The sequence below is a fragment of the uncultured Gordonia sp. genome (assembly GCF_937858515.1).
Classification (GTDB): domain Bacteria; phylum Actinomycetota; class Actinomycetes; order Mycobacteriales; family Mycobacteriaceae; genus Gordonia.
In genome coordinates this window covers 1-15,356 of sequence record NZ_CALLZT010000151.1, presented here as the reverse complement: position 1 = coordinate 15,356, position 15,356 = coordinate 1, and the positions used below count along the sequence as shown (strand labels likewise).

Below are 15,356 nucleotides of genomic sequence, written 5' to 3'. Positions count from 1 at the left end.
ACGAGGAGCGCAAGCCCAACTCGTTCCTGGCCAACTCCGACCCCGCCGACGTCGCGCGCGTCGAGTCGCGTACCTACATCTGCTCGGAGAAGGAAGAGGACGCCGGCCCCACCAACAACTGGGTCGAGCCCGCGCAGATGCGTGAGACCATGACCGGTCTGTACCGCGGCAGCATGCGCGGCCGCACCATGTTCGTCATCCCGTTCTGCATGGGCCCGCTCGGCTCCGACGATCCGAAGCTCGGCGTCGAGATCACCGACTCGGAGTACGTCGTCCTGTCGATGCGGATCATGACCCGCGTGGGCACCCCTGTCCTCGAACTGCTCGGTGACGACGGCTTCTTCGTCAAGTGCCTGCATTCGGTGGGTGCCCCGCTCGAACCCGGTCAGGCCGACGTGCCGTGGCCGTGCAACACCGACAAGTACATCACCCACTTCCCCGAGTCCCGTGAGATCTGGTCGTACGGATCGGGTTACGGCGGCAACGCGCTGCTGGGCAAGAAGTGCTACGCGCTGCGCATCGCGTCGGTGCTCGCGCACGATGAGGGCTGGCTGGCCGAGCACATGCTGATCCTCAAGCTGACCAGCCCGCAGAACAAGGTCTACTTCGTGGCCGCGGCGTTCCCGAGTGCCTGTGGCAAGACCAACCTGGCGATGATCCAGCCCACGATCCCCGGCTGGAAGGCCGAGACCGTCGGCGACGACATCGCCTGGATGCGCTTCGGCAAGGACGGCCGTCTCTACGCGATCAACCCGGAGTTCGGGTTCTTCGGCGTGGCTCCCGGCACCAGCTTCGACTCCAACCCGAACGCGATGGAGACCATCGACCGCGGCAACACCCTGTACACCAACGTCGCGCTCACCGACGACGGCGACGTGTGGTGGGAGGGTATCGACGGCGAGACGCCAGCCCATCTGACCGACTGGCTCGGCAACGACTGGACCCCGGAGTCCGACGCGAAGGCCGCGCACCCCAACTCGCGGTACTGCACTCCGCTGGTCCAGTGCCCGTCGCTGGCGACCGAGTGGGACGACCCGCAGGGCGTGCCGATCTCGGCGATCCTGTTCGGTGGCCGCCGCAAGACCACGGTCCCGCTGGTCACCGAGGCCCGCGACTGGCAGCACGGTGTGTTCATGGGCGCCACGGTCGGCTCGGAGCAGACAGCCGCCGCCGAGGGCAAGGTGGGTACCGTTCGCCGCGACCCGATGGCGATGCTGCCGTTCATGGGCTACCACGTGGGCGACTACCTCTCGCACTGGATCGACCTCGGCAAGAACGCCGATGCCGCCAAGCTGCCCAAGATCTTCTACGTCAACTGGTTCCGCCGTGGTGATGACGGCCGCTTCCTGTGGCCCGGCTTCGGTGAGAACAGTCGCGTCCTGGAGTGGATCATCGGCCGCATCGAGGGTGAGGTCACCGGCGAGCAGACCCCGATCGGCATCGTCGCCAAGCCCGAGGAGTTCAACCTCGACGGACTCGACGTCGAGAACCAGGATCTCGTCGAGGCGCTGGCCGTGAACTCCGAGGAATGGGAACGTGAGCTGCCGCTGATCGACGAGTTGTTCGACTTTGTCGGTGACAAGCTCCCGTCGTCGCTGCGGGACGAGCTCGCCGCGCTGCGCGAGCGCCTGGGCGCCTGAATCCCCAGACGCGCTGAATCCCCAGACGCGCTGAATCCCCAGACGCGCTGAATCCCCAGATGCGCTGAGTTCTCGGACGTACTGAATTTAGGAGAGCAGGGTCGTGACTTCGGTCACGGCCCTGCTCTCTTACCTTTATCAGGGCTGAGATCAGGGTGAGACCGGATAGCCCGGCCCGCGGATTTTTGGAAGTCTGGACGGCATGACACTCAGCGAGGGCGGTACCCGGACGCAGGTCGCGGCAGTTGCCGACAGTCTCACCAAGCTCTACGGATCGGGCGACACCGAGGTGGCCGCGTTGCGAGGGGTGTCGGTGACGTTCACCGCGGGCGAGTTCACCGCGATCATGGGACCGTCGGGTTCGGGCAAGTCGACGCTCATGCACTGTCTGGCCGGGCTCGACGTCGCGACGTCGGGCAGCGTGCGCATCGGTGACGTCGAACTGACCGCGCTGGGTGACAAGGCCATGACCACGTTGCGGCGCGACCGGATCGGATTCGTGTTCCAGGCGTTCAATCTGGTGCCGACGCTGACGGCGGCCGAGAACATCACCCTGCCCCTTGACATCGCCGGCCGTGATGTCGACAAAGCGTGGTTCGACACGGTGGTGTCGCGGCTGGGTCTGACCGACCGGCTCACGCACCGGCCCGCGGAGCTCTCGGGCGGGCAGCAGCAGCGGGTCGCGTGTGCGCGGGCGCTGGTCGGGCGGCCCGACATCATCTTCGGCGACGAGCCGACCGGCAACCTCGATTCGCGATCGTCGGGGGAGGTGCTGGAGATCCTGCGGGCGGCGACCGACGAGTTCGGGCAGACCGTCGTGATCGTCACGCATGATCCGCGGGCCGCGTCGTACGCCGATCGCGTCGTGTTCTTGGCCGACGGGCAGATCGTGCGGGAGTTGCGAGCGCCGAAGGCCGACGACGTCTTCGAGGTGATGAAGAACCTCGACAATCCGGTGGGTGCCTGACATGCGACGGACCTCGGTGATGCGGCGGGGGTTGCTGCGTAATCTCGCCGCGCACAAGCTCCGGCTCGCGCTGACGGTGTTCTCGATCATGCTGGGCACGTCGTTCGTGGCCGGGTCGATGGTGTTCACGGCGTCGATCTCGAATGCTTTCAGCAGCCTTTTCGACAATGTGGCGCCGGGGGTGTCGGCGGAGGTGTCACCGTCCTCCGACGCCCTCGGCGCCGGTGTCGACAACCGGATTGTCGACGAATTATCCTCGCGCAAAAGTGAACTCGGGATCAATCGACTGGTGACCGATGTCCGGGCGACGGTCACAGTGGCAGGTGGTGACGGTAAGGCGATCTCGACGGGCGGTGCCCCGGCCATCGCCTCGGCATTCACTCCGCCCGACGAAGCGCTCGCACCCGATGCCGACAGGATCATGCCCGGTGGCCGGGCCCCGAAAGGCAAGGGCGAGATCGCGATCAATCGCTCGGCTGCCGAGAAGAACGGCCTGGAGGTCGAATCCAAGACCAAAGTCGTTGTGGGACAAGGATCTACCGAACCGATGGATGTCACCGTGGTGGCTCTGATCGACCAGCCGGGCGCGACCAGTGGTTTCGTCAACATCTGGTTCGACGAACAGACGGCCCGCGAACTCATGACCGATGGCACCTACGTCGGCTTCGTCGAACTGCAGGCTGTTCCCGGGGTGTCGCCGCAGCAACTGCGGGACAGGGTGGCGGCGATCTTGGATCCCGAACGGTACCGGGTGCGCACCGGTGATCAGGTCCGCGCCGACGCGAAGGGTGCGTACACCCAATTTCTCGACATCTTTCAGGGAATCCTGCTCGCGTTCGCGGCCATCGGCCTGGTGGTGGGTACCTTCATCATCTACAACACCTTCTCGATGATCGTCGCCCAGCGGAACAAGGAGTTGGCGCTGCTGCGCGCGGTCGGGGCGAGCAGGCAACAGATTTCGCGGTCGGTGCTGTTCGAGGCGTTCGTCGTGGGCCTCGTCGGCGGTGGCATCGGTCTGGCCGTCGGGATCGGTCTGGCCGCCCTGCTCAAGATGCTGGCGAACTCGGGTACGGGCCTGCCCGATGGTCCGCTGACCGTCACCCCGGCGGCGGTGCTGGCCGCGCTGTTCGTCGGCATCGTGGTCACGATGGTCAGCGCCTGGGTGCCGGCGGCACGCGCTGCGCGGGTGGCGCCGGTGGAGGCGATGCGGGCCAGTGCCGCCGAGGACGGTACCACGCTGGGCCGCCGTACCCTCGTCGGTGCGGGTTTCGCGGTCCTGGCGATCGCGCTCATCGTCGGCGGTGCGACCCGTGTCGGCGTCGGTCCGGCGGTGACGGTCGGGTTGGGCGCCGGTGCCGCGATCATCGCCGCGGTCCTGGGGGGCCCGGCACTGTCGCGGCCGTTCGTCGGCGGGCTCGGACGTATTCTGGGCGCGCCGTTCGGCAAGGTCGGGCAGCTCGCCCGGACCAACGCGGTCCGCAACCCGCGCCGCACGTCGGCCACGGCGTTCGCCCTGACCCTCGGTCTGCTGCTGGTCTCGATCATCGGCATCCTCGGTGCCTCGTTCAAGGGCACCGCCGATGCCGCGGTCGACACCGGGGTGGGCGCGTCGTTCATCGTCAGCGACTCCAACCAGCAGGCCCTGCCCGCTTCCATCGCCGAGGCGATCTCCGGCACGGAAGGGGTCGGCAGCGTCGTCGCGTTCGGCGTCGTGCAGGCCAAGTACGACGGCAGGTTCGTCACCGGGCAGTCCGCGGTCGGCACCGGTCTCGGTGACCTGCTGCACCTGCCGATGCTCGACGGGGCATCGTCGGAGGTACCCGGCGACGGCATCCTGGTGCCCGAGACATGGGCGCGGGACAAGGGCTGGAAACGCGGCGAGGTCCTCACCTTCTCGACGATCGGCGGCAAGGACGTCCACGTCCGGGTCGCCGGGGTGTTCGAGGACAACCCGCTGGTGCAGTCGTGGGTCATTGGTGCCGACGCCTATCGCGAGCTGGTCCCGGCATCGCTGCGGATGACGACGATGGTGCTGGCCGATCCCGCACCGGGCGTGGCACCGGACGTGCTGCGGGCGCGTCTGGACGCGGCCACCGCCGACTACCTGACCGTGCAGGTCCAGGACCCCGAGCAGTTCAAGGGCACGATTTCCAGCATGATCGACCAGATGCTGGCCGTGTTGTACTCGATGCTCGGGCTGGCGCTGGCCATCGCGATTCTCGGCATCGTCAACACGCTGGCGTTGTCGGTGGTCGAACGCAAACGCGAGATCGGGACGTTGCGGGCGATCGGCATGCTGCGGGCGCAGGTGCGCCGCAGTATCTACCTGGAGTCGGTGCTGATCGCAGTCTTCGGGGCGGTGCTCGGAGTGGGGCTCGGTTCCGTGATCGGCTGGGCGCTGACCAGGACACTCGCCAAGTGGGGTCTGGGTGATCCGGTGATGCCGTGGTCGCTGATCGGCGGAACGGTGCTGGCCGCGGGTCTCGTCGGTATCCTCGCCGCGCTGTGGCCGGCGGTGCGGGCGGCCCGGACCAAACCGCTGGAGGCCATCGCGGATCTGTGACCGGACGCCGATCGGGTCACGTGACCAGGATCGCCGGGAACATTCGCGTGTTTCCTGCTGCCGGTGTCGGCGGGCACGGTAGGTTCTTCGGCATGACTGTGACTGCAAGAACTGAATTCGACGTCGACGCCCCGGCGTCGCTGATCATGGAGATCCTGCTCGACATCGACTCACTGCCGAAGTGGTCCGAGGCGCACAAGTCCGCCGAGGTGCTCTCGACGCATCCCGACGGCACGCCCGACCGGGTGCACATCGTCGCGGGCCTGTCGGGTATCTCCGACGAGCAGACGCTGGCGTACAAGTGGACCGAGAACTCGTGCACCTGGGATCTGGTGGAGGGCAAGCAGCTCAGCCTGCAGCACGGTTCGTACACGCTCACGCCCACGGCCACCGGGACGCACGTCGATTTCGAGCTCGAGGTCGATCTCAAGATCAAGCTGCCCGGTCTGATCGTCAAACGCGGCCAGAAAGCTGCCGTCGAAACCGCGAAGAAGGGACTCGTCGCCGAGGCCAAGCGGCGCTCGGCGAGCTGACTTTCAGCCTCCCCGGCCTCGTCGACCGGACCGCTTCGGGCGGTTCGTGGATTTCGTGACCGGACCCGGAACCAATTGTTGTGGTGCCGTCACCCGACGGACGTCCACGTCGTCTACGGTATAGGCACCGTGACGCCGGTGGACGTCCGTTTTTCGTTTCGAGGAGGCCGATCATATTGAATATCAACAAGTTTCGCTTTCGCATCGCCAGTGCGATCGTCGGACTTGGTGCGGGACTTGCAGTTCTGTGTGCGGGTGGGGGCGCCGGTACGGCGTCGGCGGTGAGTTGCCAGGCGGTCGACGGCCAGCAATTCGAGAAAGTCGTGGAGAAATCGGGGTGTGGGGTCAAGGCGGGTAAGGGCAGCCGGGCGACGGCACTCGAAAGCAGCGGCCGGGGAACGGCCGTGGCCATCGCCGACACCGGCGGTGAGGCGACCGCCGACAACAGGCAGCCGGGTTCGATCGCGCTCGCGGGCGCGTCCGAGGGGGGTAACGCCCGAGCGGTGACCATCGGACCGAACGCGCTCGCGCTTGCCAAGGCAGCGAAGGGTGAGGACACGCTCGCGGTCGGCGGCGCCGGCAGTCAGGCCAAGATCGGCACCGACGGTGCTGTCTGCTACGGCACGGCCGCGCTGGCGGTGGAGCTGAACAAGGCCAGGGGCTGCGCCAAACTCGGGCCCGCGCTGGTCGTTCAGTAGTCGGGAAGCGGTTTGTGGGCCCGGCTTCACGGGTCCACAAACCGCGAGTCGGCGCAAACCGCAAGTCGGGGACGGCCGGCACAGGACTTTCGGCCCGAATCGTCGGCCGGGTTCAGCTCTAATTCACCTTCCGGTCAGGTGGTGCGCATATGATGGCAGGGTGACCGAGGTTTATACACCGGCCGTGGACGGCCAGGCCCAGTTCGGACCGGATTTCAGCAAACTCAACGGCCGCGAGGCGCTGCAGGAGCTCGTCGATCTGCGTAACGTCACGCAGTTCGCGGTCAACGACGACGACGATGACGACCCGGTGCTCCTGACGCTGCCGAGCCGCAACGTCGTCGACACCTGGCGCGAGGACTACCCGTACGACGACCGGATGAGCCGCCGCGAGTACGAGATCACCAAACGCAAGCTACAGATCGAGCTGCTGAAACTGCAGAAGTGGACCAAGCAGACCGGGCAGCGGTTCCTGCTGGTATTCGAGGGCCGCGACGCCGCCGGCAAGGGGGGCACCATCAAGCGGTTCAACGAGCATCTCAATCCGCGCGGTGCCCGCATCGTCGCGCTGGAGAAGCCGAGTGAACGTGAATCCACCGAATGGTATTTCCAGCGGTATGTGCAGCATCTGCCGGCCGCCGGGGAGATGGTGTTCTTCGACAGGTCCTGGTACAATCGCGCCGGCGTGGAGCGGGTGATGGGTTTCTGCACCGACGACCAGTACTCGCAGTTCATCGCGCAGGTACCGGCGTTCGAGAAGATGCTTGTCGACGACGGCATTCATCTGGTCAAGTTCTGGTTCTCGGTGTCGCCGCTGGAGCAGCGCACGCGGTTCGCGATCCGGCAGATCGATCCGGTCCGGCAGTGGAAGCTGTCGCCGATGGATCTGGCCTCGCTCGACAAATGGGACAGCTACGGCGCCGCGAAGGAGGCGATGTTCGCCGCCACCGACAACGATTTCGCGCCGTGGACCGTCGTCAAGAGCAACGACAAGAAGCGCGCCCGCCTCAATGCGATGCGGCATGTGCTGGCCTCGTATGAGTACACCGGCAAAGACGTCGAGTTGGTCGGCGATCCCGATCCGCTGATCGTCAGTCGGGCGCGCGACACCATCGGGGAATAGTCGCTGCCGGAGTAGTCTGGCGGCGTGCGGACAATTCTCAGTGCTGTTCTGACACTCGCCGCGATGGCTGCCATCGTGCTGGCGGTGCCGTCGTGGTGGGTCAATGCGCGGCTGGTCGATTCCAACGGTTTCGCGTCGACGATGCGTCCGGTGGCCGAGCAGCAGAAGGTCCGGGACTACATGACCGAGCAGATCACGCAGGGCGTGATTGACCGGACGGGCGGTTCGGGGAGTTTCACGGGCGGGGTGACGAGCGCTTTCGTCACTCCGCTCGCCCGTGCATACACCAATTCTGCCGAGTTCAAGGACGATTTCGTCGCGGTCGTCTCCGACCAGCACGACTATCTGTTCAACAAGCCGGCCGCCGACGGGCGCGAGGACCATGGTCTCGAACTCGACATCGCACCGATGGTGAATCGGGTGCTCAAGAAGCTCGGCGTTCCGGTGCAGACGTCCCAGCAGGTGCTGGTGCAGTTGAGCGGTTCGAATCTGGAGGCCGGGCGATACCACGAGACCGGCCTCAATATCGCCCGGCTGGCGTACGGGTCGGCGGCTGTCGCGATCGTCGGCGCCCTCGGCGGGTTGGTGATCGCCCGCCGCCGGGGCCTGGTGCTGCTGGCCCTGGGCCTGGCCACGATAGCCGCCGCCGTCGTCAGCTACGCGGCGGCCGTGGTGGGCGCCGGCCGCGCCAAGGACGAACTCACCGGCGGCGCGGGTTCGGACCGTGCGGTGAGCGAGGCGATCGTCGACACCGTGCTCGGCAATCTGCGTGAGCTGTCGTACATCGTCGGCGGAGCCGGCCTGGGTGTGTTGCTCCTGGGTGTGGCCATCACTGTGATCACGCGCCGCTGAGTACCCCGCCTGTTGAGGTGCGAGGAGCGCTGGCGACGAGCCTCGAAACTCCGCGAGATCACACGCTACCGATTGTGCGCCACAGGAATTCGTAAGCCAGAGCGGATTTGAACGCCGACTGCTTGTTGTCGGCGGCACCGCCGTGCCCGCCTTCGATATTCTCGTAGTAGCTGACGCGGTGCCCGGTCTCCTCGAGTCTGGCGACGAACTTGCGGGCGTGCCCCGGGTGCACCCGGTCGTCGCGGGTGGAGGTGGTCACCAGGATCGGCGGATAGTCGGTGTCGGCGTCGATGTGCTGGTATGGCGAGTACTCGCCGATGTACGCCCATTCGTCGGGGTTGTCGGGGTCGCCGTATTCGGCCATCCACGACGCGCCGGCGAGCAGCAGATGGTAGCGACGCATGTCGAGCAGCGGAACCTGACACACGATGGCGCCGAACAACTCCGGATAGCGCGTCAGCATCACCCCCATCAGCAGGCCACCGTTGGAACCGCCCTGCGCGGCCAGTTGCCGCGGTGTGGTGAGCCCGTCGGCGACAAGCTTTTTCGCGACCGCCGAGAAGTCCTCGTACACCTTGTGCCGGTTGGCTTTCTGGGTCTGGGTATGCCACAGCGGACCGTACTCGCCGCCGCCGCGGATGTTGGCGATCACGTAGATGCCGCCCCGGGAGATCCAGTTGCGGCCGCTCACCGCGGTGTACGTCGGTGTCTGCGACACCTGGAAACCGCCGTAGCCGTACAGCAGTGTGGGGCCGCTCGTCACATTCTCATCCCGGATCACGAAGTACGGGATCTCGGTGCCGTCGGCGGAGGTGGCGAAGTGCTGTTCGGTGCTCACCGTCGACGTATCGTATTGTGCCGGTGCGGATTTGATCACGGTGACCGGCGCGCCGCTGTCTCCGTGCAGCAACGCCGGTGGCGTGGTGAACGACGAAGCGGTCCAGAAGACTTCGTCACTGTTGTCGGGGTCGGTGTCGAGTACGGAGATGGTGGCCAGGTCCGGCAGTCCCGGCTGCGGTACCGGCGTCCAGTCGCCGAGTGTGATCACCTCCACCTCGGTGGCCACGTCGCGCAGTTTCACCAGAATCAGATGGGATCTGGTGAACGCGAACTTCTCGAGAGAGGTGTGCGCGTCGGGGGAGAACAGCACCGTGTGATCGCGGCCGCCCGCGAGATAGTCGTCGTAGTCGAATACCAGCAGGGTGTCGGCGTCGTAGGTGATGTCGCCGGCGGCCGGTGCTGACACGGTCGGTGATGACACGGTCCAGGGGGATCGGGTCAGCACCAGCAGCCAGTTCCGGAACACGGAGAACCGCGAGTCGGTGGGCACCTCGATCTCGACCAGCGCGCTGTCCACCAGCTCGTAGGTGATGGTGTTGTAGAAGTCGGTGCTGCGCATGACGTAGTCGCGCTCGAATCCGGGTGTCGAGTCGTGCGATGCGGACACCGCCACGTCGCCGGGGTCGCCGGTGAACACGGTGATCGCGTCGTCGAGCGGGGTGCCACGTGTCCAGCGTTTGGTGACCCGCGCATACCCCGACGACGTCATCGCCCCGTGTCCGTCGGGCTGCTCACCGAAGTCGGTGCCCACCCAGATGGTGTCGTGATCGATCCAATCGATGCGGGACTTGTTCTCCGGCAACACGAATCCGTCGGTAACCCAGGTGCGGGCGTCGACGTCGAACTCGCGGATCACCACCGCGTCGGCGCCGCCCCGCGACAGCGACACGAGGGCCCGGGTGTAGTCGGGGCACAACATCGTGACCGACGACCACACCCAATTCTCGTCCTCGGCGGCGGCGAGGGCATCGACGTCGATCAGCACATCCCAGTCGGGGGTGTCCGTCGCGTACGACTCCAAAGGGGTCCGCCGCCAGAGCCCCTTCGGATTCTGCGCGTCCTTCCAGAAGTTGTACAGAAACTCACCGCGTCTGCGCACGTACGGAATCCGCTCATCGGTGTCGAGCACCTCCAGCGTCTGCGCCCGCATCTGACGGAACCGATCGCAGTCGGTGAGCGATGCGACGGTCGGCTCGTTGTGCGCCCGAACCCACTCGAGCGCCGCCTCCCCGGTCACCTCTTCGAGCCAAAGATACGGATCGTCTGCTGCAGGCGTCTCGGTCACCCGTCCAGTCTGCACCACCCCCTCGCTGGAGGAGGTACGAGGAGTGTCAGCGACGAGCCTCAACCGGCAGTGGGGACTACTTGCGGCCGGCCTTCCAGTTCAGGCCCCAGTTGTAGGCCTCGTCGACCTTGTCCTGGGCACCGCGGATGTAGCGCACCTCGCGGTTGACGACGAGTTCGCCGCCGCGGTTCTCGAACAGGGCGATCGCGCACGAGAGCGCGCTCTGGTCGGCCTCGTCCAGGCGGACCTCGATCTGCGGTCCGTTCGTCGGGAAGACGGTCACCACGCCGTTGGCGGCGGCCCAGTTGGGGGCGCCCTCGTAGATGTAGGCGAAGATGAGGATTCGCCGGATCTGCTGTGTCGCAGCCAGATCGATGTACATGTTCTCGCCGCCGGTGCCCGAACCCGAGCGGTCGTCGCCGTCGAGGAGAATGATCGGCTTGCCCTCACGCGGCGCCTGGAACGAGTTGCCGAGGGCCTGCACGATGCCCTTGCTGCCGTCGGTGAACTCCCACAGGCAGGCCAGGTCGAGGTCGATTCCGCTGGACCGTTTGAAGAAGCCGCCCTTCTTGGCGCCGCTGGTCCAGTTGAGGTTCACCCGCAGTTGTCCGACGGCCGAGCCCTGCTTGGCCAGCGAGACGCTGGGTGCCGACTTGGTGAGCGTCACCTTCTGCAGCGATATCCCGGGTTGGGCGGGGGCCTGCTGGGTCGGGGGCTGCTGCGGGGCGGCAGGCTGCGACGGTCGCTTGTTGTAGTCGATACCCATTGTCACTGTTCCTCTTCGGTATTGGTGTCGGTGCTGTTCGTGACGGTTGTGCGCGATGAAACCTGTTGTGGTGTCGTATGTTTTGGAATCCATGTCGGGGACGGAATGGTCAGCGGACCTCGATGCGGGCGCGGCGGCCGAATCCGTCGGCCACCTCCAGGGTTCCCGACGGTGTGCGGCGGCAGCTCGCGACCGCCGCATAGCAGGGACGTGAATCGTCGGGCACCACGAATCCACCGTCGACGTGATAGCGGGAGTTGGTGATCTTGACGGCGACCGCCGACGGGTCGCCGGGTGCCGCCGGGGGCGCATCGCGACGTAGGTAGACCATCGCCTCGGTCACCCCCGGCGGCCAGGCGAATGTCAGGACGCCGCCACCCGCGCCGAACACGGCGATGTCGGGCAGGCCGGGGACGGTGGGGGGTCCGGTCGGCACTGGATTGGCTTCGGTACGTTGACGTTTCGGTGCTCTGCGGGTGGTGTCGATGCGTCCGGGAACCGGCGGTGCGGGGGTGTCCGAGGGTGGTGGCGTGACTTCTGGTGCCGGGACGGGCTGTGGGTCCGGAGGTCGGGGCCGTGCGGGGGCGGGCTGGAAGATCTCCGGGGGCTGCGAGGGTGGTTCCTCGCTCTCCACCGAGGCCCCGAATTCACCCGCGAGGTCGTGCAGAATCTGGCGCGCACCGGCCGGGCCGAGACCGCGATCGATTGCCTCCTCGAACAGGAACTCGTAATCACCGTGCCGCAGAACATCTTCGACGAGCACAGCGGCCCGCACCCGGGGACGCAGGTAGTCGGCGACGGATTCGCTGACCGCCTTGCAGTAGGCGATGAGCCGGGCGATGTCGCCGAGCAGGATATCGCGGCAGTGGACGACGAGTTCGTCGAGCACCGCCCGCATCGGGCCGGCCGGCATCTCGCGGACCCGATCGGACAGGATCCCGACGCGGGTCTCGATCCGCTCGGCGTCGGTGGCGTCGTCGAGGCTCATTCGCAGCAGCGCGAGGAGTGTCGGGGTGGGTTCGTTGCCGGACTGGATGCGGTCGAATTCGCCTAGCAGCCTGGTGATCTGGCTCAGGCGCTGTTCACTGATCGGGTCAGGTGGCGCCGTCGGCGGCGCGGGTTGCGTGGTGTCGCCGATGATGCGGTGCCGGCGCATCCGGGCCTCGATCTCGTCCGGGGTGAGCCCTCCCATCGCACCGATGTCGGACAGCCCGGCCCGTTTGGATTCGGGGATGCCGCCGTACCGTTCGACGAGCCGTTCGATCGCGTTGTCGAGCAGTTCGTATCGTCCCGCATCCCGCTGTTCACGTTGTGCGGCAACGGCTCTGGCTTCGACGATCCGGGTGGTGGCGTACCGCAGCGGCTTCGACCGCGTGTCGTGGGAGCGCACCAGCTGGGTCACCAGGCTGCGGTACTTGGGGTGATCGCGTTGCTTCTGCCAGAACGCCCACACCGCTTCGATTCTGCCGACGGCCTGATCGTCGGTGATCCGCTCGGCCTCGTCGAGCGGAATATCGTACAGCTCAAACGAATCGGAGGACGACAGTCCGCCGCGCCGGTCGACGGCGGCGAGGACGCGTTTGCGGTAGTCGTTGGAGTTGAACGGCTGCATCACCATCACCCGTCGCGGCGCCGGGACCGGTGGACCTGTTCGAGTTCGCGATTGACCTCCGATTGCGACAGTGTCGCACCGGTTTTCGCCGACAACCGCAACGGTATCCCGGCGTCGACGTGGAAGGCCGTCACGTGCAGCACGCCGTCGAATCCCATCTCGAAGGTCACCTGCACCTCGCTGCCCTCGTCGTGGCCGTGGGGGATGTCGCGAATGGTGCCCTCTATCAGTATCTTTGCGTCCTGGGGGCGGGAGGATTCCTGCTGCCCGGCCTGTTCGAGGACGGTCAGCTCGATGATGTCCTGGTCGGCGCGCATCGTCCCGAACGAGCGTCGCACCCGGATGGGCAGGGTCTGGTTGCGGTGCACCAGCCACGATGCCTGCAGGTCGCCGTCGCGAACGGCGAGCACTCCGAAGCCGCGGGACACCACCGTGTCGACGGTGATCTCCAGCATCCGCCGCACCCCGCTGACCGGCAGCCCGAACGCCGCGGCCACCCGACTGCACGATTCGTCGACGTCGGTGGGCGATGCCGACAGCACCGGCGCACCGTCGGCGAGGCGGCCCCGGGTGCGCAGGTCGGCCGTCACCAGCCGTTCCACTTCCAGTTTGTCGCCGTAGATGGCGGCGCCCTTGGCGACGGCCAGATCCGGGTCCGACAGTTGCGGATTGAGGCCCAGTTCGTCGCGGATCATGTTGGCGACCATCGGCATTCGCGATGAGCCGCCCACCAGCAGCACCCGGTCGATGTTGGCCGCACCCCGGTCGCGCGCGGCGGCCAGACAGGACCGGGTCAGTTCGACGGTGCGCTTGAGCAGCGGCCCGGTGAGGTCTTCGAGTTGCGCGCGGGTCAGCGTGATCACCGACCGCACCCCGTCGTGGGCGACGATCACCGACGTCGAATCCGAATCCGACAGTTCATGTTTGGCGCGTTCGGCGGCCAGCACCAGCGCCTGTGATCCGGCCGAGTCGTCGAGTGGGTCCTCGGCGTCGGGATGTTCGGCGCAGAATTGCTGCGACAGGTACAGCGCGATCCGTTCGTCCCAGTCGGCGCCGCCGAGTTGATGATCGCCGTCGACGGCCAGCACCGAGATACGCCGGTCGGCCAGTTCGATGACGGTGGCGTCGAATGTTCCGCCGCCCAGGTCGTACACCAGCACCTTCTCATCGGGTGTCGACGACGAGAAGGCGTCGGTGATCTTGCTGAACCCGTACGACAGGGCGGCGGCGATCGGCTCGGACAGCACACCGGCCACCTCGATGCCCGCGTAGCTGCCGGCCTGGATGGTGGCGCGGCGTTCGTCGTCACCGAAGTAGGCGGGCACGGTGATCACCGCCCGCTGCACCTGCTCGCCGGAGAACGCGGCGTCGGAGATCAGCGACTTGAGGATGAGCGCGGAGATCGCCGGCGCCGACCACGTCTGCCCGTGCGCCACGAACCGCCAGTCCGCATCCCCCATACGTCGCTTGACCAGCGCGCACACGTTGTCGGGGTCCAGCCGGGCCTGCCTGCGGGCACCCTCACCGACCACATGGTCATAGGCCGACGCCAGCAGTACCACGCTCGGGGTGGTCTGGGACCCGTCCAGACCTGCGATGATCCGGGGCCGGCTCCCGGCGTCCACCGTCGCGATGGCGGAGTTGGTCGTGCCCAAGTCGATTCCGTAGACGCCCACGATCAGCCAGCCTAACAGCGCAAAACGCCCAACGGCAGGGGTGCGCGGCGGCGCTACTCTGAGCAGATGACAGACGTTGACGACCAGTTGCGACAACTCGCCGAACGCGTGGAGGACCTGACCCGCGTGGTGGTCAGGCAGGCGCAGACCCTCGACCAACTCGTCGACGCCGACCGCGCCCGCACCTCCGGCCCCGACCTGCCCCTGCTTGTGGAACTGTTCGCCGTCTTCGTCGACGCCGACGCCTGCGCCCGCTCCGGCGACGCCGCCTTCGCCTCCATCGCGGGCAGCCTCGAACGCCTCATCACCGGCCGCGGCGGCGAGATCATCACCCCGTCGGTCGGCGACCCCTTCGAGGTCTCCACGATGGAAGCCGTCGACGTCCGCCCCGCCACCGCCGATGACACCCCCCGCACCGTCGCCGACCCCATCCGCCCCGGTCTGCGCGTCGGCCCCCGCTCCGTCCGCCCCGCCATGGTCACCGTCTTCGGAGACTGACAGTCGACAAGCTGCGCGCGCTCATGGTTGAACGGGGCGTGAGCGAGGACGATATCGTCGCCCAATTCAGTGCGGCACGCCGAGCGAGCCGGAAGGTTCCGACTGAATCGTGAGCGTGAAGCGGATTGTGCTCGACGCGAACATCTCTATATGACGTTGGAGTGCCGCGGTCAGTCACATCGCGCTTCACAGCGCCCGGCGCATGATGATTCTCGGGAAGCCGTCGATCACCGAAGTGGTGTCGGCGGCTTTCTCGAATCCGGCTTGTTCGAACATCTTTCGGGTTCCGACGTAGGCCATGGT

The 15,356-nt window shown here is 66.7% G+C and carries 12 protein-coding genes and 1 pseudogene; 8 read left to right on the top strand and 5 right to left on the bottom strand.

Translation table 11 applies throughout. From position 1 onward, the window contains the following. The 7 genes from Q0627_RS14850 to Q0627_RS14820 all read left to right on the top strand — a co-directional run. Positions 1 to 1,640: phosphoenolpyruvate carboxykinase (GTP) (locus Q0627_RS14850; protein ID WP_298811045.1), on the top strand; the 1,640-nt coding region annotated here is incomplete at its 5' end. A 202-nt stretch (positions 1,641 to 1,842) separates the two neighbouring features. Further along, the gene (locus Q0627_RS14845) at positions 1,843 to 2,607 is read left to right on the top strand and encodes an ABC transporter ATP-binding protein (RefSeq protein WP_291015856.1); all 765 of its coding nucleotides are present in this window, start codon (positions 1,843 to 1,845) and stop codon (positions 2,605 to 2,607) included. A gap of 1 nt (position 2,608) precedes the next feature. Next, positions 2,609 to 5,170, top strand: coding sequence for an ABC transporter permease (locus tag Q0627_RS14840; protein ID WP_298811048.1), 2,562 nt, complete (start codon positions 2,609 to 2,611; stop codon positions 5,168 to 5,170). A 92-nt stretch (positions 5,171 to 5,262) separates the two neighbouring features. Then, entirely contained in the window at positions 5,263 to 5,703 is a 441-nt protein-coding gene (locus Q0627_RS14835) for an SRPBCC family protein (RefSeq protein ID WP_291015857.1), read from the top strand. Between the two features lie 80 nt (positions 5,704 to 5,783). Next, positions 5,784 to 6,401, top strand: a complete 618-nt coding sequence (locus Q0627_RS14830) for a DUF6764 family protein (protein WP_333716663.1) — start codon at positions 5,784 to 5,786, stop codon at positions 6,399 to 6,401. Between the two features lie 160 nt (positions 6,402 to 6,561). Then, positions 6,562 to 7,524: a polyphosphate kinase 2 gene (ppk2, locus tag Q0627_RS14825; RefSeq protein WP_291015861.1), complete on the top strand. Its 963-nt coding sequence runs from the start codon at positions 6,562 to 6,564 to the stop codon at positions 7,522 to 7,524. A 24-nt stretch (positions 7,525 to 7,548) separates the two neighbouring features. Beyond that, positions 7,549 to 8,376, top strand: coding sequence for a hypothetical protein (locus Q0627_RS14820; protein ID WP_291015863.1), 828 nt, complete (start codon positions 7,549 to 7,551; stop codon positions 8,374 to 8,376). Positions 8,377 to 8,434: 58 nt separating this feature from the next. Here Q0627_RS14820 and Q0627_RS14815 read toward each other — a convergent pair whose 3' ends face one another. The 4 genes from Q0627_RS14815 to Q0627_RS14800 all read right to left on the bottom strand — a co-directional run bounded on the left by Q0627_RS14815 (position 8,435) and on the right by Q0627_RS14800 (position 14,555). Next, positions 8,435 to 10,501, bottom strand: a complete 2,067-nt coding sequence (locus Q0627_RS14815; protein WP_298811039.1) for a prolyl oligopeptidase family protein — start codon at positions 10,499 to 10,501, stop codon at positions 8,435 to 8,437. 76 nt (positions 10,502 to 10,577) lie between these two features. Beyond that, positions 10,578 to 11,267, bottom strand: a complete 690-nt coding sequence (locus Q0627_RS14810; RefSeq protein ID WP_291015867.1) for a tellurium resistance protein — start codon at positions 11,265 to 11,267, stop codon at positions 10,578 to 10,580. Between the two features lie 109 nt (positions 11,268 to 11,376). Beyond that, positions 11,377 to 12,879, bottom strand: a complete 1,503-nt coding sequence (locus tag Q0627_RS14805) for a hypothetical protein (protein WP_298811036.1) — start codon at positions 12,877 to 12,879, stop codon at positions 11,377 to 11,379. A 5-nt stretch (positions 12,880 to 12,884) separates the two neighbouring features. Next, positions 12,885 to 14,555, bottom strand: a complete 1,671-nt coding sequence (locus Q0627_RS14800; RefSeq protein WP_298811034.1) for an Hsp70 family protein — start codon at positions 14,553 to 14,555, stop codon at positions 12,885 to 12,887. A gap of 66 nt (positions 14,556 to 14,621) precedes the next feature. Between Q0627_RS14800 and Q0627_RS14795 the strand changes: the two genes are divergently transcribed. Continuing rightward, positions 14,622 to 15,053, top strand: coding sequence for a nucleotide exchange factor GrpE (locus Q0627_RS14795; protein ID WP_291015872.1), 432 nt, complete (start codon positions 14,622 to 14,624; stop codon positions 15,051 to 15,053). A gap of 186 nt (positions 15,054 to 15,239) precedes the next feature. Here the strand turns inward: Q0627_RS14795 and Q0627_RS14790 are convergent. Next, positions 15,240 to 15,356 (bottom strand): annotated as a pseudogene (locus tag Q0627_RS14790) (GNAT family N-acetyltransferase); the annotation flags it as partial.